A 17,520-nucleotide genomic window follows, 5' to 3' on the forward strand; every position below is an offset into this window, starting at 1 on the left:
CGGGGCTGGAATCAGCCCCGCCGGCGCTTCAGGCGGAAACGGTGGAAGGGCGGGACGGGGAGAGCTCCGCGCAGCGGCACCGGACGGCCTCAGCCGATGTCCGGCGGGTCGATCCGGATCCGGACGGCGTCGGCGGCCGACACGCCCCGCGCCATCCGCGCCGCCTGGGCCGACTTCAGCGCGGAGGCCAGCGCCGCCCCGCTGCCGGGCGGTACCCGGACCAGGGCCCGCTCCCCCGGCGAGGCCTCCCCCCGCCGCCCGGGCAGCGGTACGGGCCCCAGCACCTCCGCGTCCGCCGGCAGGGCGGCGGCCTTCAGGAAGGCCTCCAGGGCCTCGGGCCGCCCCGCCACCGCCGCCATCCGGGACACCGGCGGGAACCCCAGCTGGGCCCGCTCCGCGAGCTCCCGCACCGCGTGCCCGACGGGGTCCCACCGCACCAGGGCCTGCACCGGCCGCAGCGTCGGCTCGGCGACGACCACGACCTGGCCGCCGGCCCGGACCAGCGAGGCGGCGCCGATCCAGCGGCGCAGCGCCTCCTCCCCCGCCCGCAGGTCGGGCCGGGTCAGCATCGCCCAGCCGTCCAGCAGCAGCGCCGCCGCGTACCCGGCGCCCGCCGCGACCGGTTCGGCGCCGGGGGTGGAGACCACCAGCGCCGGGCCGTCGGGCACCTCGTCCAGCACGTGGTCGCGCCCCGAGGTCCGCACCGGCACGGCCGGGAAGGCCCGGCCCAGCTCCTCGGCGGTCCGCCGCGCGCCGACCACCTGGGCCCGCAGCCGGAAGGAGCCGCACTCCTCGCAGTGCCAGGCCGGCTCGCCCCGCCCGCACCAGCCGCAGTGCAGGTCCCGCTCGTCGGGGGCCTCCAGCGGGCCGGCGCACACGGTGCAGCGGGCCGGGGTCCGGCAGCGCTCGCACGCCAGCCGGGGCACGTACCCGCGCCGGGGCACCTGGACCAGTACGGGCCCGCTCTTCAGCCCCTCCCGGACGGTCTCCCAGGCCAGGCTCGGCAGCCGTGCGGCGCGGGCGGCCCCGTCGCGGGCCAGCAGCTCGTCGCCGACGGTCCGGATGCGGGGGGCGGCGGCGCGGACCGTCTCGCGGTCGGCGACCAGTGGCCGGGCCCAGCCCGACTCGACCAGCTGGGCGGCCTCGACGGTGCAGCTGGTGCCGCCGACGAGGAAACCGCAGCCGTCGGTGACCGCACGCAGCTCCAGCACCTCGCGGACGTGCGGGAAGGGGGCGTGGTCGGCGCCGTGGCTGGAGTCCCCGTCGTCCCAGACGGCGACCAGCCCGAGGTCCCGTACGGGCGCGAACATGGCGGCCCGGGTGCCGACCACGGCCCGCACGGAGCCGCGGTTGACGGCGAGCCACTCCCGGTAGCGCTTCTCCGGCCCGGAGTCGGCGGTCAGCAGGGCGTGCCGGCCCTCGCCCAGCAGGGCCGTGAGGGCGGCGTCGACGCGGGCGGCGGTGCGCCCGTCGGGGACGACGGCGAGGGCCCCGCGCCCGGAGGAGAGGGTGGCCGCCATGGCCCGGGCCAGCTCGTCGGCCCAGCCGGGGCCCGGCAGGGCGGTCCAGACCGCGCGGGGGGCGCCGCCGCCGGCCAGGGCGCGCAGGAAGGCCGGTCCGGCGCCGTACCGGCTCCAGCCGCCGGGCTCGGGCGCGGCGGGCGGGGGCAGCGGGTCCGGGGAGGGCTTGGCCTCGGCGCGGGCGCTCCGCGCGGGCAGGGCCAGCTGGAGGACGTCGGCCAGACTGCCCGCGTACCGGTCGGCGACGGCCCGGGTGAGGGCCAGCATGCGGGGGCCGAGGACCACCTCGGGCGAGACGACCTGGGCGAGGGCGGCCAGCGCCCCCTCGTAGTCGGACTCGGCGCGCCGCTCGACGATGAAGCCGTCGATGAGCCCGCCGCCCTCGCGGCGGCCGCCGTGCACCCGGTGGCCGCCGGCCCCGAAGCGGACGCGGACGCGGACCCCGGGCAGGGCGGTCTCGGCGAGCTCGGCGGGGACGGCGTAGTCGAAGAGCCGGTCCAGGTGGAGGACGCCCTTGTTGACGAGGACGCGGGCCACCGGCAGCTCCTCGGCGAGGGCGGCCCCCCGCCAGGTGCGCGGCTTGGCCTTGGGCGCCTTGGCCTTGCCCTCGGCGACCATCTCCCGGATGAGCGCGAGCTGCTGCGGCGGGCCGCCGGGGCCGTCTGCGTCGGGTGCGTTCTCGCTGCTCACAGCAGCATTCTTACCAAAGGGCACCGACAGTCGGGGCCCTCCCGAGGTCTCGGCGGGCGGCGGCGGTACAGCGGTCCTTCAACGCCGGGCTCGCGCCCGGCTCCAGATGAAGCCGTCACCCCTCGCACCGGGAGGGCGCGTGCAGCCTATGCGGGGCGGCCGGTGCCCGCAACGCGATACCGCCCCGGACCTGCGGGTCCGGGGCGGTATCGGGTGGAGCGGGTGCCGTCAGAGACCGGCGGCGGCGCGCAGGGCGTCGACGCGGTCGGTGCGCTCCCAGGTGAAGTCGGGGAGCTCGCGGCCGAAGTGGCCGTACGCGGCGGTCTGGGCGTAGATGGGCCGCAGCAGGTCCAGGTCGCGGATGATCGCGGCCGGGCGCAGGTCGAAGACCTCGCCGATCGCGTCCTCGATCTTCTGGACGTCGACCTTGGCGGTGCCGAAGGTCTCCACGAACAGGCCGACGGGCTCCGCCTTGCCGATCGCGTACGCGACCTGGACCTCGCAGCGGGCCGCGAGGCCGGCGGCGACGACGTTCTTGGCGACCCAGCGCATCGCGTACGCGGCCGAGCGGTCCACCTTCGACGGGTCCTTGCCGGAGAAGGCACCGCCGCCGTGGCGGGCCATGCCGCCGTAGGTGTCGATGATGATCTTGCGGCCGGTGAGGCCGGCGTCGCCCATCGGGCCGCCGATCTCGAAGCGGCCGGTCGGGTTCACCAGCAGCCGGTAGCCCTCGGTGTCCAGCTTGATGCCGTCCTCGACGAGCTGCGCGAGCACGTGCTCGACGACGAACTCGCGGATGTCGGGGGCGAGCAGCGAGTCCAGGTCGATGTCCGCGGCGTGCTGCGTGGAGACGACGACCGTGTCCAGGCGGACGGCCTTGTCACCGTCGTACTCGATGGTGACCTGGGTCTTGCCGTCGGGGCGCAGGTACGGGATGGTCCCGTTCTTGCGGACCTCGGACAGGCGGCGGGAGAGCCGGTGCGCGATGTGGATCGGCAGCGGCATCAGCTCGGGGGTCTCGTCGCAGGCGTAGCCGAACATCAGGCCCTGGTCGCCCGCGCCCTGCTTGTCGAGCTCGTCCTCGTCGCCCTCGACGCGCTTCTCGTAGGCGGTGTCGACACCCTGGGCGATGTCCGGGGACTGGGCGCCGATGGACACCGACACGCCGCAGGAGGCGCCGTCGAAGCCCTTCTTCGAGGAGTCGTAGCCGATCTCGAGGATCTTGTCGCGGACGAGCTGGGCGATCGGGGCGTACGCCTTCGTCGTCACCTCGCCCGCGATGTGCACGAGACCGGTGGTGATGAGGGTCTCCACGGCCACGCGCGAGGTCGGGTCCTCGGTGAGGAGGGCGTCGAGGATCGTGTCGCTGATCTGGTCAGCGATCTTGTCGGGGTGACCCTCGGTCACGGACTCCGAGGTGAACAGACGACGGGACACAATGCTCCCTGGGGTTGCAGCGGCTGCTGGCTGATCATTTGGCGGAACGATACCGGGGGCTGCGCCCGTACACGTTCCAGATGCAGTTTATCGGTCGCCACCGTTTGCCGGACCACCCGTCTCGCCTTATGGGAGCCGTGTGACCTGCGGCACTCCATTCTGACGCACGGATTTCCCGACGAGAAGGGAAACGCTCAGGCGCGTCGGCGCTCGCCGCGGGGTGCGAGGCGCGGCACGACCTGGTCCCAAATGACGTCCGCCAGAGCTTCCTTCGGACCATAGGGAACCTGCACTTCGCCGCCATCGGAGGCCAGGATGACGGCTTCGTTCTCCTCGGATCCGAAGGTCTTGCTCTCGCCGACCTCGTTGACGACGAGGAGGTCGCAGCCCTTGCGGCGGAGCTTGGCCCGGCCGTTGTCGAGCACGTCGTCCGTCTCGGCGGCGAATCCGACGACGACCTGGCCCGCCAGGGCCCGCTCGGCGGAGATCTCCGCGAGCACGTCGGGGTTGCGCACGAGGACCACCGGATCGGGTTCGCGCCCGTCCTGCTTCTTGATCTTGCCGTCGGCGTACGAGGCGGGCCGGAAGTCGGCCACGGCGGCGGCCATCACCACGGCGTCGGCGTCGGCGGCCGCCTTGAGCACCGCCTCGCGCAGCTGGAGGGCCGTGCCCACCCGGACGACGTCCGCCCCGGCCGGGTCGGCCAGCGCGGTGTTGGCGGACACCAGGGTGACCCGGGCCCCCCGCGCCACGGCGGTGCGGGCCAGCGCGTAGCCCTGCTTGCCGGAGGAGCGGTTGCCGAGGAAGCGGACCGGGTCCAGGGGCTCGCGGGTGCCGCCGGCGCTGATGACCACGTGCCGCCCGTCCAGGTCGGGGGCGGCCGCTCCGCGCGCCAGGACCGCCCGGCAGACCTCGAAGATCTCCTCCGGGTCGGGCAGCCGGCCCTTGCCGGTGTCCTTGCCGGTCAGGCGCCCGACGGCGGGCTCGATGACGACCGCGCCCCGGCGGCGCAGCGTGGCGACGTTCTCCCGGGTGGCGGGGTGCTCCCACATCTCGGTGTGCATGGCCGGGGCGAAGACCACCGGGCAGCGGGCGGTGAGCAGGGTGTTCGTGAGGAGGTCGTCGGCCAGCCCGTGGGCGGCCTTGGCCAGCATGTCGGCGGTGGCCGGGGCGACCACGACGAGGTCGGCGCTCTGGCCGATGCGCACGTGGGGCACCTCGTCGACGCTCTCCCACACCTCGGTGGAGGCCGGGTTCCCGGAGAGGGCGGCCCAGGTGGCCTCGCCGACGAAGTTCAGGGACGCCGCCGTGGGCACCACCCGCACCTCGTGCCCGGACTCGGTCAGCCGGCGCAGCAGCTCGCACGCCTTGTACGCGGCGATGCCGCCGCTGACCCCCAGCACGACCTTCGGCTTGTCCACTGCTTCTCCCGTGATCGGTTGCGTCGGTACCTATGACACACCACAGGCCCGGCAGCCGTGCTGCCGGGCCTGTGGTGACGATGACGTGCCTTACTGGGCCGGGGCCTCGATGGCCTCGGAGGTCAGCAGACCCGCGTTGATCTCGCGCAGTGCGATCGAGAGCGGCTTCTCGTGGACGTGGGTGTCCACCAGCGGGCCGACGTACTCCAGCAGGCCCTCACCGAGCTGCGAGTAGTACGCGTTGATCTGACGCGCGCGCTTGGCCGCGTAGATCACGAGGCTGTACTTCGAGTCCGTGGCCTCGAGCAGCTCGTCGATCGGCGGGTTGATGATGCCCTCGGGCGCGGTGATGGAAGAGGACACGCTCTACCTTCCGAAGATGGATAAAAGATCAGACAACTTCCATCAAGGCTAGCAGCTCACGTGCTACGTCCTCGACGGAGGTGTTGACCAGGGTGGTGTCGAACTCGGACTCGGCAGCGAGTTCGACCTTGGCGGTGTCGAGCCGGCGCGCGATGACCTCGGCGGTCTCGGTGCCCCGGCCCGTGAGCCGGCGGACCAGCTCGTCCCAGCTCGGCGGGGCCAGGAAGACCAGCTGTGCGTCGGGCATCGACTCGCGGACGAGCCGGGCGCCCTGGAGATCGATCTCCAGCAGTACCGGCTCGCCGTTCTCAAGGCGTTCCAGTACCGCGCCGCGCGGTGTGCCGTAGCGGTTGCCCGCGAACTCGGCCCACTCCAGCAGCTCGCCGTTGGCGATCAGCTTGTCGAACTCGTCGTCGTTGACGAAGAAGTACTGGACTCCGTGTCGCTCACCGGGCCGCGGCTTGCGGGTGGTGGCCGACACCGAGAGCCAGACCTCGGGGTGGACCTTGCGCATATGCGCGACGACCGTGCTCTTGCCGACCCCTGAGGGGCCGGAGAGCACGGTCAGCCGCGGACGAACCTCTGCTGCCATAGAGCGATTATCCAGGTTCTCGGGACTGCCTGAGAACGCCGGGAGAACTTCGGGCGACGCCTCAGGCGCCGCTACCGCCGAACTCGCGCTCCAGAGAGGCGATCTGGTTGGAACCGAGACCTCGGACACGCCGGGACTCGGAGATGCCGAGGCGCTCCATGATCTGCTTGGCGCGGACCTTGCCGACGCCGGGCAGCGACTCGAGAAGGGCGGAGACCTTCATCTTGCCGATGACGTCGTTCTCCTGGCCCGTCTTGATGACGTCGTGGAGGGAGGCGCCGGAGTGCTTGAGTCGATTCTTCACCTCGGCCCGCTCCCGGCGAGCCGCGGCGGCCTTTTCGAGCGCTGCTGCGCGCTGTTCAGGGGTAAGGGGCGGAAGAGCCACGCCTACGTCACCTCGGATGTCGAACTGTCGGATACGGACCGGCGAGGAGCCCTCGGGCACCACGCCGGGCGAGCTCCCGAACAGCGATGGAACTCGTTCGCTGCGCGTTCACTCTGGTCGGAGACTAGCGGCCAAGGCCGCTCCAGTCAGCGAGAACGGACGAAAAGTCCTGGTCAGCCTCCACTGAACCGTACATCACGGGCAAAACACCCCGGTTTTGTCCGGGGAAAGACGTTCGATTTTCGTCAGCCCGTGCTCCGCGCCGGTCCGTCACCCCTCCGATCAGGCCTCGACGGCCTCCCGGATCTCGTCCGCGAACCGCTTCGCGGAGGCCCGCAGGGCGGCCGTGTCGGGTCCGTGCTTGAGGACGCCTCGGGAGACGTTCGGGACCACGTTGCCCACGGCCGCGCCGAAGACGGCCGGGAGGTCGGCCGCGGTCGCGCCCTGGGCGCCGATGCCGGGGGCCAGAAGGGGGCCGTTGATGTCCAGGTCGAAGGAGGACAGGTCGCCCAGGGTGGCGCCGACCACCGCGCCGAAGGAGCCCATCGGGTCCGCTCCGGCGTTCTCGGCCGCCAGGTGCGCCAGCATGGTCGCGCCGATCGAGCGGCCGTCCTCGCGCACCGCCCGCTGCACCTCCGAGCCCTCCGGGTTGGAGGTGAGGGCCAGCACGAACAGACCCGCGCCGGACTCGCGCGCCAGGTCCACGGCCGGCTTCAGCGAGCCGTAGCCCAGGTACGGGGAGACCGTCAGCGCGTCCGAGAACAGCGGGGAGGCCGGGTCGAGGAAGGCGGAGGCGTACGCGGCCATCGTCGAGCCGATGTCGCCCCGCTTGGCGTCCATGACGACCAGGGTGCCCGCCTCGCGGGCGTCGGCCACGGTCCGCTCCAGCACGGCGACGCCGCGCGAGCCGAAGCGCTCGAAGAAGGCGGCCTGCGGCTTGAAGACCGCCACCGAGTCGGCGAGCGCCTCCACGACGGTCCGGGAGAACCGCTCCAGGCCCGCGATGTCGTCCGCCAGGCCCCAGGAGTCCAGCAGGGCGGCGTGCGGGTCGATGCCGACGCACAGGGGGCCGCGCGCGTCCATGGCGGCGCGCAGACGGGCCCCGAAGGGGGTCACAGGGGTCTGGGAGGTCACTGGGCGGCCTTTCGGGTCTCGGCGCCCACGGCCTCGGCCAGGGTCGCGTACGGGCTGGCGGCCAGGCGCGCGGCCAGGCCCTTGTGGATGGCGCGGGCGTAGAACGGGCCCTCGTAGATGAAGGCGCTGTAGCCCTGGACCAGGGTGGCGCCCGCCAGGATGCGCTGCCAGGCGTCCTCGGCGTTCTCGACGCCCCCGACGCCGATCAGGGTGATCCGGTCGCCCACGCGGGCGTACAGGCGGCGCAGGACCTCCAGGGAGCGCTCCTTGACCGGGGCTCCGGACAGTCCGCCGGTCTCCTTGACCAGGGCCGGGTCGGACTTCAGGCCCAGGCCCTCGCGGGCGATGGTGGTGTTGGTGGCGATGATGCCGTCCAGGCCCAGCTCCAGGGCGAGGTCGGCGACGGCGTCCACGTCCTCGTCGGCCAGGTCCGGGGCGATCTTGACCAGCAGCGGGACGCGGCGGCCGGTGACGGAGCGGTCGGCGGCCTCCCGTACGGCGGTCAGCAGCGGGCGCAGGGACTCCGTGGCCTGGAGGTTGCGCAGGCCCGGGGTGTTGGGCGAGGAGACGTTCACGACGAGGTAGTCGGCGTGCCGGGCGAGGCGCTCGGTGGAGACGACGTAGTCGGCGGCGGCCTCGGCCTCCGGGACCACCTTGGTCTTGCCGATGTTGACGCCGACCACGGTCTTGAAGACCGGGTTGCGGGCCGCCAGGCGGGCGGCGACGGCCTCGGAGCCCTCGTTGTTGAAGCCCATGCGGTTGATCAGCGCGCGGTCGGGGACCAGGCGGAAGAGCCGCTTCTTGGGGTTGCCGGGCTGGGCCTGGCCGGTGACGGTGCCGATCTCGACGTGGTCGAAGCCGAGCATGGCCATGCCGTCGATGGCGACGGCGTTCTTGTCGAAGCCGGCCGCGAGCCCGAAGGGGCCGTGCATGCGCAGGCCCAGGGCCTCGGTGCGCAGGCCCTCGTAGCGGGGGGCCAGGGCGGCCGCGACGAAGGTGCGCAGCACGGGGGTGCGGGCGGCGAGGCGGATCCACCGGAAGGCCGCGTAGTGGGCCCGCTCGGGGTCCATCCGCTTGAAGACCAGGTTGAAGAACAGTTTGTACATCGTCCGAAAAGTCCCTTCTGCGCTCATGAAGAGGGGGACACCCGGCGCGGATCGCGCGTCCGGTGTCCCCCTCTCCCCTACGGGCTGCTAGTCGCGGGAGGCGTTCAGGTGCTCCGCGTGCTCCTGGAGGGAGCGCACCCCGACCTCGCCGCGGCCGAGCGCGTCGATGCCCTGGACGGCGGCGGCGAGCGCCTGGACCGTCGTCAGGCACGGGACGCCGCGCGCCACGGCCGCCGTGCGGATCTCGTAGCCGTCGAGGCGGCCGCCGGTGCCGTACGGGGTGTTGACGATCAGGTCGACCTGGCCGTCGTGGATGAGCTGCACGACGGTCTTCTCGCCGTTCGGGCCCTCGCCCTCGCTGAGCTTGCGCACGATGGTGGCGTTGATGCCGTTGCGCTTGAGCACCTCGGCGGTGCCGGAGGTGGCCAGCAGCTCGAAGCCGTGGGCGACCAGCTCGCGGGCCGGGAAGACCATCGAGCGCTTGTCGCGGTTGGCGACCGAGATGAAGGCGCGGCCCTTGGTGGGCAGCGGGCCGTAGGCGCCGGCCTGCGACTTGGCGTAGGCGGTGCCGAAGACCGAGTCGATGCCCATGACCTCGCCGGTGGAGCGCATCTCCGGGCCGAGGACGGTGTCGACGCCGCGGCCGTGGATGTCGCGGAAGCGCGACCACGGCATGACGGCCTCCTTGACGGAGATCGGCGCGTCCAGCGGCAGGGTGCCGCCGTCGCCCTCCTTGGGGAGCATGCCCTCGGCGCGCAGCTCGGCGATGGTGGCGCCGAGCGAGATGCGGGCGGCGGCCTTCGCGAGCGGGACGGCGGTGGCCTTGGAGGTGAAGGGCACGGTCCGGGAGGCGCGCGGGTTGGCCTCCAGGACGTAGAGGATGTCGCCCGCCATCGCGAACTGGATGTTGATCAGGCCGCGGACGCCGACGCCCTTGGCGATGGCCTCGGTGGAGGCGCGCAGGCGCTTGATGTCGTAGCCGCCGAGGGTGATCGGGGGCAGGGCGCAGGCCGAGTCGCCGGAGTGGATGCCGGCTTCCTCGATGTGCTCCATGACGCCGCCGAGGTAGAGCTCCTCGCCGTCGTAGAGGGCGTCCACGTCGATCTCGATGGCGTCGTCGAGGAACCGGTCGACCAGCACGGGGCGGGTCGGGGAGATCTCGGTCGACTCCGCGATGTACGACTCCAGGCGGGTCTCGTCGTAGACGATCTCCATGCCGCGGCCGCCGAGCACGTAGGACGGGCGGACGAGGACCGGGTAGCCGATCTCGTCGGCGATCGCCTTCGCGCCCGCGAAGGTGGTGGCGGTGCCGTGCTTGGGGGCGGGCAGGCCGGCCTCGGCCAGGACGCGGCCGAAGGCGCCGCGGTCCTCGGCGGCGTGGATGGCCTCCGGCGAGGTGCCGACGACCGGGACGCCGTTGTCCTTGAGGGCCTGGGCGAGACCGAGGGGGGTCTGGCCGCCGAGCTGGACGACGACGCCGGCGATGGGACCGGCCAGCGACTCGGCGTGGACGATCTCCAGCACGTCCTCGAGCGTCAGCGGCTCGAAGTACAGGCGGTCGGAGGTGTCGTAGTCCGTCGAGACGGTCTCGGGGTTGCAGTTGACCATCACGGTCTCGTAGCCGGCGTCGCTGAGGGCGAAGGAGGCGTGGACGCAGGAGTAGTCGAACTCGATGCCCTGGCCGATGCGATTCGGGCCGGAGCCCAGGATGATCACCGCGGGCTTGGTGCGCGGGGCGACCTCGGACTCCTCGTCGTAGGACGAGTAGAAGTACGGGGTCTTCGCGGCGAACTCGGCGGCGCAGGTGTCGACCGTCTTGTAGACCGGGCGGACGCCGAGGGCGTGGCGGACCTCGCGGACGACGTCCTCGCGCAGGCCGCGGATCTCGGCGATCTGGGCGTCGGAGAAGCCGTGGCGCTTGGCCTCGGCGAGGAGCTCGGGCTCCAACTTCTCGACGGAGGCGAGCTCGTCGGCGATCTCCTTGATCAGGAAGAGCTGGTCGACGAACCACGGGTCGATCTTCGTGGACTCGAACACCTCCTCCTGGGTGGCGCCGGCGCGGATGGCCTGCATGACGGTGTTGATGCGGCCGTCGGTCGGGCGGACCGCGACGCGCAGCAGCTCGTCCTTGTCACCGGGCTCGCCGACGAAGGTGAACTGCGAGCCCTTCTTCTCCAGGGAGCGCAGGGCCTTCTGGAGGGCCTCGGTGAAGTTGCGGCCGATGGCCATGGCCTCGCCCACCGACTTCATGGTGGTGGTGAGGGTGGCGTCGGCGAGCGGGAACTTCTCGAAGGCGAAGCGCGGGGCCTTGACGACGACGTAGTCGAGGGTCGGCTCGAAGGAGGCCGGGGTCTTCTCGGTGATGTCGTTCGGGACCTCGTCGAGCGTGTAGCCGATGGCCAGCTTGGCGGCGATCTTGGCGATCGGGAAGCCGGTGGCCTTCGACGCGAGCGCCGAGGAGCGGGAGACGCGCGGGTTCATCTCGATGACGATGACGCGGCCGTCGACCGGGTCGATCGCGAACTGGATGTTGCAGCCGCCGGTGTCGACGCCGACCTCGCGGATGATCGCGATGCCGATGTCGCGCAGCCGCTGGTACTCGCGGTCGGTGAGGGTCATCGCCGGGGCGACGGTGATGGAGTCGCCGGTGTGGACGCCCATCGGGTCGAAGTTCTCGATGGAGCAGACGACGACCACGTTGTCCTTGGTGTCGCGCATCAGCTCCAGCTCGTACTCCTTCCAGCCGAGGATGGACTCCTCCAGGAGCACCTCGGTGGTCGGGGAGAGCGTGAGGCCCTGGCCGGCGATGCGGCGCAGCTCGTCCTCGTCGTGGGCGAAGCCGGAGCCGGCGCCGCCCATGGTGAAGGAGGGGCGCACGACGACGGGGTAGCCGCCGAGGGTGTCGACGCCCTTGATGACGTCGTCCATCGTGTGGCAGATGACCGAGCGGGCGGACTCGCCGTAGCCGATCTTGGCCTTGACGGCCTCGACGACGCCCTTGAAGAGGTCGCGGTCCTCGCCCTTGTTGATGGCCTCGACGTTGGCGCCGATGAGCTCGACGCCGTACTTCTCCAGCACGCCCTGCTCGTGCATGGAGATGGCCGTGTTCAGCGCGGTCTGGCCGCCGAGGGTGGGCAGGAGCGCGTCGGGGCGCTCCTTGGCGATGATCTTCTCGACGAACTCGGGGGTGATCGGCTCGACGTACGTGGCGTCGGCGATCTCCGGGTCGGTCATGATCGTCGCGGGGTTGGAGTTCACCAGGATGACCCGCAGGCCCTCGGCCTTGAGGATGCGGCAGGCCTGGGTGCCGGAGTAGTCGAACTCGGCGGCCTGGCCGATGACGATCGGACCGGAGCCGATGACCAGGACGGACTGGATATCGGTGCGCTTAGGCACGCTCGGCCTCCATCAGGCTAACGAAGCGGTCGAAGAGGTACGCGGCGTCGTGCGGGCCGGCAGCTGCTTCGGGGTGGTACTGGACGCTGAAGGCCGGCTGGTCGAGCAGCTGGAGGCCTTCGACGACGTTGTCGTTCAGGCAGACGTGGGAGACCTCGGCGCGGCCGAAGGGGGTCTCGGACACCTTGTCGAGGGGCGCGTCGACGGCGAAGCCGTGGTTGTGCGCGGTGACCTCGACCTTGCCGGTGGTGCGGTCCTGGACCGGCTGGTTGATGCCGCGGTGGCCGTACTTCAGCTTGTAGGTGCCGAAGCCCAGCGCGCGGCCCAGGATCTGGTTGCCGAAGCAGATGCCGAAGAGCGGGGTCTTGCGCTCCAGGACGCCGCGCATGACGGCGACGGGGCCGTCGGCGGTGGCCGGGTCGCCCGGGCCGTTGGAGAAGAAGACGCCGTCCGGGGCGACCGCGTACACGTCCTCGACGGTGGCGGTGGCGGGCAGCACGTGCACCTCGATGCCGCGCTCGGCCATCCGGTGCGGGGTCATGCCCTTGATGCCGAGGTCGACGGCGGCGACGGTGAAGCGCTTCTCGCCGATCGCGGGGACGACGTACGCCTCCTTGGTGGCGACCTCGGCGGAGAGGTTCGCACCCTTCATCTGCGGCTGCGCCTTCACCTTGGCGAGCAGCGCCGCGTCATCGGCGATGGCCTCGCCCGAGAAGATGCCGACGCGCATGGCGCCGCTCTCGCGCAGGTGGCGGGTCAGGGCGCGGGTGTCGATGCCGCTGATGCCCACGACGCCCTGCTTGACGAGCTCCTCGTCCAGCGAGCGCTGCGAGCGCCAGTTCGACGGGACGCGCGCGGGGTCGCGCACCACGTAGCCGGAGACCCAGATGCGGGAGGACTCGGGGTCCTCGTCGTTGACACCGGTGTTGCCCACGTGGGGGGCGGTCATCACGACGACCTGCCGGTGGTACGACGGGTCGGTGAGGGTCTCCTGGTAGCCGGTCATGCCGGTGGAGAACACGGCCTCGCCGAAGGTCTCCCCCACTGCGCCGTAGGCGCGGCCGCGGAAGATCCGGCCGTCCTCCAGGACGAGTACGGCGGGAGCTTTGGCTGCTCCCCTGGTGGAGGTCGTCATCGTTCGGCGCCTTCCGTCGTGATGGATGTGTTGTTCATGGAGTTGATCGCCTCGACCCAGGCGGCGTGCTCGGCCGCGCGGTCGGAGCGGAATCCGGAGTCGATCAGCTTGTCGCCGTGCGCCCAGGTGACGACGAGCAGACCGCCCTCGGTGAGTACCTTGCCCGCGATTCCCTTGTCGAGGCGGGCGCCGCGCAGCTGCGGGGCCGGTACGAAGAAGTCGGTGGCACCCGGACGGACCACGTCCAGGCCCACGTCGGTGAGGGTGAGTTCCACCCGGCTGCGCACTCCCAGACCGTGGGCGACGATCCGGTCGAGCCACTGCCCGGCGGTGGTGGACCCGTGGTAGCGGCCGGTCAGGGCCAGCCGGTGCGCGGGGAGGCCGCCGGGGGCGGCGGGCAGCTCCGGCAGATCGCTCTGCAGGGCGCCGCGCCATTTCCAGCCCTGCCGCATCAGCCAGTACACGAACGCGATGAAGACGAGCAGACCGACCACCCACGCGATGCGGGCGCCCCAGTCCGTCACCTCCGCCGACTGTCGTTCGGCGGCCTCGGCGGCCAGTTGGATCACTGCAGGTGTCACGCGAGTTTCCCGTCCACGACCGTTGCACGGCCCCGCAGGAAGGTGTGAGTGACGCGCCCCGGCAGCTCACGGCCCTCGTAAGGCGTGTTGCGGCTGCGGGAGGCGAAGTGTGCGGGGTCCACGACACCACGGTACGAGGTATCGACCAAGGTCAGGTTCGCGGGTTCACCTGCCGAGACGGGCCGGCCGTGCTGGTGGGACAGGCCGCCGATGCGGGCCGGGGCGAAGGACATGCGCTCCGCGACGCCCGCCCAGTCGAGCATCCCGGTCTCCACCATCGTCTGCTGGACGACGGAGAGCGCGGTCTCCAGGCCCACCATGCCCATGGCGGCGGCGGCCCACTCGCAGTCCTTGTCCTCGTGCGGGTGCGGGGCGTGGTCGGTGGCGACGATGTCGATCGTGCCGTCGGCGAGCGCCTCGCGCAGGGCCATCACGTCGCGCTCGGTGCGCAGCGGCGGGTTGACCTTGTAGACCGGGTCGTACGAGCGGACGAGCTCGTCGGTGAGGAGCAGGTGGTGCGGGGTGACCTCGGCGGTGACGTCGATGCCGCGGGACTTGGCCCAGCGGACGATCTCGACGGAGCCGGCGGTGGAGAGGTGGCAGATGTGCACGCGGGAGCCGACGTGCTCGGCGAGGAGGACGTCGCGGGCGATGATCGACTCCTCGGCGACGGCCGGCCAGCCGCCCAGGCCCAGCTCCGCGGAGACGACGCCCTCGTTCATCTGGGCGCCCTCGGTGAGGCGGGGCTCCTGGGCGTGCTGGGCGACGACTCCGCCGAAGGCCTTCACGTACTCCAGGGCGCGGCGCATGATCACGGCGTCGTCCACGCACTTGCCGTCGTCGGAGAAGACGGTGACGCGGGCGGCGGACTCGTGCATGGCGCCCAGCTCGGAGAGCTTCTTGCCCTCCAGGCCGACGGTGACGGCGCCGATGGGCTGCACGTCGCAGTAGCCGGACTCCTTGCCCAGGCGCCAGACCTGCTCGACGACGCCGGCGGTGTCGGCGACCGGGAAGGTGTTGGCCATCGCGAAGACGGCGGTGTAACCGCCGGAGGCGGCGGCGCGGGTGCCGGTGAGGACGGTCTCGGAGTCCTCGCGGCCCGGCTCGCGCAGGTGGGTGTGGAGGTCGACGAGGCCCGGGAGGAGGACCTGGCCGGCCGCCTCGATGACGGTGTCGACGCCTTCGGCGGACAGGCCGGTGCCGACCTCGGCGACGGTCTCGCCGTCGATCAGGACGTCCTGCGCCTCGCCGCCGAGGACCTGCGCACCGCGGATAAGGATCTTGCTCATGGTTACTTGTTCTCCTCGGTGCGGGACGTGGTGACGGCGGGCTCGGAGCCTCCGAGCAGCAGGTACAGGACGGCCATGCGGATCGAGACGCCGTTGGCGACCTGCTCGACGACCGTGCAGCGGTCGGAGTCGGCGACCTCGGCGGTGATCTCCATGCCGCGGACCATCGGGCCGGGGTGCATCACGATGGCGTGCTCGGGCATCCGCGCCATGCGCGCGGAGTCCAGGCCGTAGCGGCGGGAGTACTCGCGCTCGGTCGGGAAGAAGGCGGCGTTCATGCGCTCGCGCTGCACACGCAGCATCATGACCGCGTCGGACTTCGGCAGCACCTCGTCGAGGCTGTACGAGATCTCGCAGGGCCAGTTCTCCACGCCGACCGGCACCAGGGTGGGCGGGGCCACCAGGGTGACCTCGGCGCCGAGGGTGTGCAGCAGCTGGACGTTGGACCGGGCGACCCGGCTGTGCAGGACGTCGCCGACGAGGGTGATCCGGCGGCCGTTCAGGTCCTTGCCGAGGCCCGCGTCGCGGCCGACCAGGCGGCGGCGCATGGTGAAGGCGTCGAGCAGCGCCTGCGTGGGGTGCTCGTGGGTGCCGTCGCCGGCGTTGATCACCGGGGCGTCGATCCAGCCGGAGTTGGCCAGCCGGTAGGGGGCGCCGGAGGCGTGGTGGCGGATGACGACCGCGTCGACGCCCATGGCCTCCAGGGTCTGGGCGGTGTCCTTGAGGGACTCGCCCTTGGAGACGCTGGAGCCCTTCGCCGCGAAGTTGATGACGTCGGCGGAGAGGCGCTTCTCGGCGGCTTCGAAGGAGATCCGGGTACGGGTCGAGTCCTCGAAGAACAGGTTGCAGATCGTGCGGCCGCGGAGGGTGGGCAGCTTCTTTATCGGCCGGTCGGCGACCCGGGCCATCTCCTCGGCGGTGTCGAGGATGAGGACGGCGTCGTCGCGCGTGAGGTCGGCGGCCGAGATGAGGTGGCGCTTCATCTGGGTGCTCCGTAAGTCGGGAGGGCAGGCAGGCGGGGCTGACGGTGGTGCGGGCAGGGCAGGCCGGGGCGCGGGCCCCGACGCGGGGGCCCGTGTCCGGGTGGGTTACTGCGCTGCTGCCTGGACGGTCCGCTGGCCGAGCAGTACGGCGTCGCGGCCGTCCTCCTCCTGGAGCTGGACCTTGACGGTCTCCCGCAGCGAGGTGGGCAGGTTCTTGCCCACGTAGTCGGCGCGGATCGGAAGTTCGCGGTGGCCGCGGTCGACGAGGACCGCGAGCTGGACGGCGCGGGGGCGGCCGAGGTCGCCGAGGGCGTCGAGGGCGGCGCGGATGGTGCGGCCGGAGAAGAGCACGTCGTCGACGAGGACCACGAGACGGCCGTCGATGTCGTCGCCGGGGATCTCGGTGCGGCCGATGGCCCGGGCGGGCTTCATCCGCAGGTCGTCGCGGTACATGGTGATGTCGAGGGAGCCGACCGGGATCTTCGTCCCGGTGATCTCCTCGAGCTTGGCGGCCAGCCGGCGGGCGAGGTGGACACCGCGGGTGGGGATGCCGAGGAGGACCACGTCGTCGGCGCCCTTGGCGCGTTCGACGATCTCGTGGGCGATACGGGTCAGCACCCGGGCGATGTCCTGCGCCTCCAGAACGGGGCGCATCGCTTCATCGGGAGAGACCTGGGAAATCTGGCTGTCCATGAAAAGGACCTCCTTCTCCGCCTCACGGGACGGACCTTAAAGGACGTCTGATGTACGCCGCCCACGGTACCAGGGCCGGGCGGGCGGCCGCGCACCGGGGGCGCGCGCTCCCCCTCGTACGAGGGGGTCGATGACCATTCGGCTTGACGCATCCACGTAACGCTGCGTAACCTCACAGTGAGTTACCAGCCGCGCGGCGGAGCCGCACGTCACAGCGTCCGGGAGCGTTATGTCCAGCGAATACGCCAAACAGCTCGGGGCCAAGCTCCGCGCCATCCGCACCCAGCAGGGCCTTTCCCTCCACGGTGTCGAGGAGAAGTCCCAGGGCCGTTGGAAGGCCGTGGTGGTCGGTTCGTACGAGCGCGGGGACCGCGCCGTGACCGTCCAGCGCCTCGCCGAGCTGGCGGACTTCTACGGGGTGCCGGTCCAGGAGCTGCTGCCGGGCACGACCCCCGGCGGAGCCGCCGAGCCGCCGCCGAAGCTGCGCCTCGACCTGGAGCGCCTGGCGGGCGTGCCCGCCGAGAAGGCCGGCCCGCTCCAGCGCTACGCCGCGACCATCCAGAGCCAGCGCGGCGACTACAACGGCAAGGTGCTGTCGATCCGCCAGGACGACCTGCGCACCCTGGCCGTCATCTACGACCAGTCCCCCTCGGTCCTGACCGAGCAGCTGATCAGCTGGGGCGTCCTGGACGCCGACGCGCGCCGCGCCGTCGCCCACGAGGACATCTAGTCCCCGCCCCCGGCCGGGGGCGGGCACCAGCAGAAACGTACCGGCGGGTGCCGGGTCCCCCAGGG

15 protein-coding genes are annotated in these 17,520 nt (G+C 71.9%); 1 reads left to right on the forward strand and 14 read right to left on the reverse strand.

The features are described 5' to 3' along the window. Positions 1-89 precede the first annotated feature (89 nt). The 14 genes from AB0O29_RS28920 to pyrR form a co-directional block, all read right to left on the reverse strand. Positions 90-2,210 carry a primosomal protein N' gene (locus tag AB0O29_RS28920; RefSeq protein WP_365157115.1) on the reverse strand — a complete coding sequence of 707 codons (2,121 nt, stop codon included), beginning with the start codon at positions 2,208-2,210 and terminating at the stop codon, positions 90-92. A 228-nt stretch (positions 2,211-2,438) separates the two neighbouring features. Then, positions 2,439-3,647, reverse strand: a complete 1,209-nt coding sequence (gene metK / locus AB0O29_RS28925; RefSeq protein ID WP_365157118.1) for a methionine adenosyltransferase — start codon at positions 3,645-3,647, stop codon at positions 2,439-2,441. Positions 3,648-3,841: 194 nt separating this feature from the next. Beyond that, entirely contained in the window at positions 3,842-5,068 is a 1,227-nt protein-coding gene (gene coaBC, locus AB0O29_RS28930; RefSeq protein WP_365157121.1) for a bifunctional phosphopantothenoylcysteine decarboxylase/phosphopantothenate--cysteine ligase CoaBC, read from the reverse strand. A 90-nt stretch (positions 5,069-5,158) separates the two neighbouring features. Next, positions 5,159-5,431: a DNA-directed RNA polymerase subunit omega gene (rpoZ, locus tag AB0O29_RS28935; protein ID WP_004948662.1), complete on the reverse strand. Its 273-nt coding sequence runs from the start codon at positions 5,429-5,431 to the stop codon at positions 5,159-5,161. Between the two features lie 28 nt (positions 5,432-5,459). After that, positions 5,460-6,023 (reverse strand): guanylate kinase, encoded by a 564-nt coding sequence (gene gmk / locus AB0O29_RS28940; RefSeq protein ID WP_365157124.1) that lies wholly within the window; start codon positions 6,021-6,023, stop codon positions 5,460-5,462. A 61-nt stretch (positions 6,024-6,084) separates the two neighbouring features. Next, positions 6,085-6,408 carry an integration host factor gene (locus tag AB0O29_RS28945; protein WP_030234009.1) on the reverse strand — a complete coding sequence of 108 codons (324 nt, stop codon included), beginning with the start codon at positions 6,406-6,408 and terminating at the stop codon, positions 6,085-6,087. Positions 6,409-6,690: 282 nt separating this feature from the next. Continuing rightward, positions 6,691-7,542 carry an orotidine-5'-phosphate decarboxylase gene (gene pyrF, locus AB0O29_RS28950; RefSeq protein WP_365157127.1) on the reverse strand — a complete coding sequence of 284 codons (852 nt, stop codon included), beginning with the start codon at positions 7,540-7,542 and terminating at the stop codon, positions 6,691-6,693. Continuing rightward, a complete protein-coding gene (locus tag AB0O29_RS28955) occupies positions 7,539-8,648 on the reverse strand; it encodes a quinone-dependent dihydroorotate dehydrogenase (RefSeq protein ID WP_365157130.1) in 1,110 nt (369 codons plus the stop codon). Before AB0O29_RS28955 ends, pyrF begins: the two co-directional genes overlap by 4 nt. A gap of 87 nt (positions 8,649-8,735) precedes the next feature. After that, complete coding sequence (gene carB, locus AB0O29_RS28960) at positions 8,736-12,044, reverse strand: carbamoyl-phosphate synthase large subunit (protein WP_365157133.1); 3,309 nt, start codon at positions 12,042-12,044, stop codon at positions 8,736-8,738. Continuing rightward, positions 12,037-13,179: a glutamine-hydrolyzing carbamoyl-phosphate synthase small subunit gene (gene carA / locus AB0O29_RS28965; protein ID WP_365157136.1), complete on the reverse strand. Its 1,143-nt coding sequence runs from the start codon at positions 13,177-13,179 to the stop codon at positions 12,037-12,039. The genes carB and carA overlap by 8 nt, the downstream gene beginning before the upstream one ends. Continuing rightward, complete coding sequence (locus AB0O29_RS28970) at positions 13,176-13,760, reverse strand: hypothetical protein (protein ID WP_365157139.1); 585 nt, start codon at positions 13,758-13,760, stop codon at positions 13,176-13,178. Before AB0O29_RS28970 ends, carA begins: the two co-directional genes overlap by 4 nt. Then, on the reverse strand, positions 13,757-15,049 hold the full coding sequence (locus tag AB0O29_RS28975; RefSeq protein ID WP_365157142.1) for a dihydroorotase: 1,293 nt from the start codon (positions 15,047-15,049) through the stop codon (positions 13,757-13,759). The genes AB0O29_RS28970 and AB0O29_RS28975 overlap by 4 nt, the downstream gene beginning before the upstream one ends. 2 nt (positions 15,050-15,051) lie before the next feature. Further along, positions 15,052-16,032, reverse strand: a complete 981-nt coding sequence (locus AB0O29_RS28980) for an aspartate carbamoyltransferase catalytic subunit (protein WP_365157145.1) — start codon at positions 16,030-16,032, stop codon at positions 15,052-15,054. Between the two features lie 105 nt (positions 16,033-16,137). Then, on the reverse strand, positions 16,138-16,725 hold the full coding sequence (pyrR, locus tag AB0O29_RS28985; RefSeq protein ID WP_365157148.1) for a bifunctional pyr operon transcriptional regulator/uracil phosphoribosyltransferase PyrR: 588 nt from the start codon (positions 16,723-16,725) through the stop codon (positions 16,138-16,140). 229 nt (positions 16,726-16,954) lie between these two features. Here pyrR and bldD point away from each other — a divergent pair, with 229 nt between their 5' ends. Then, positions 16,955-17,455, forward strand: a complete 501-nt coding sequence (gene bldD, locus AB0O29_RS28990) for a transcriptional regulator BldD (protein ID WP_007263032.1) — start codon at positions 16,955-16,957, stop codon at positions 17,453-17,455. Positions 17,456-17,520 lie beyond the last annotated feature (65 nt).

The organism is Streptomyces sp. NPDC089915 (assembly GCF_040684675.1).
Lineage (GTDB): Bacteria > Actinomycetota > Actinomycetes > Streptomycetales > Streptomycetaceae > Streptomyces.

Excerpts from the sequence above, each read along its gene's own strand:
- gmk (WP_365157124.1), bottom strand. The coding sequence starts at position 6,023 with ATGGCAGCAGAGGTTCGTCCGCGGCTGACCGTGCTCTCCGGCCCCTCA.
- AB0O29_RS28955 (WP_365157130.1), bottom strand. The coding sequence starts at position 8,648 with ATGTACAAACTGTTCTTCAACCTGGTCTTCAAGCGGATGGACCCCGAG.
- carA (WP_365157136.1), bottom strand. The coding sequence starts at position 13,179 with ATGACGACCTCCACCAGGGGAGCAGCCAAAGCTCCCGCCGTACTCGTC.
- AB0O29_RS28975 (WP_365157142.1), bottom strand. The coding sequence starts at position 15,049 with ATGAGCAAGATCCTTATCCGCGGTGCGCAGGTCCTCGGCGGCGAGGCG.
- AB0O29_RS28980 (WP_365157145.1), bottom strand. The coding sequence starts at position 16,032 with ATGAAGCGCCACCTCATCTCGGCCGCCGACCTCACGCGCGACGACGCC.
- pyrR (WP_365157148.1), bottom strand. The coding sequence starts at position 16,725 with ATGGACAGCCAGATTTCCCAGGTCTCTCCCGATGAAGCGATGCGCCCC.
- bldD (WP_007263032.1), top strand. The coding sequence starts at position 16,955 with ATGTCCAGCGAATACGCCAAACAGCTCGGGGCCAAGCTCCGCGCCATC.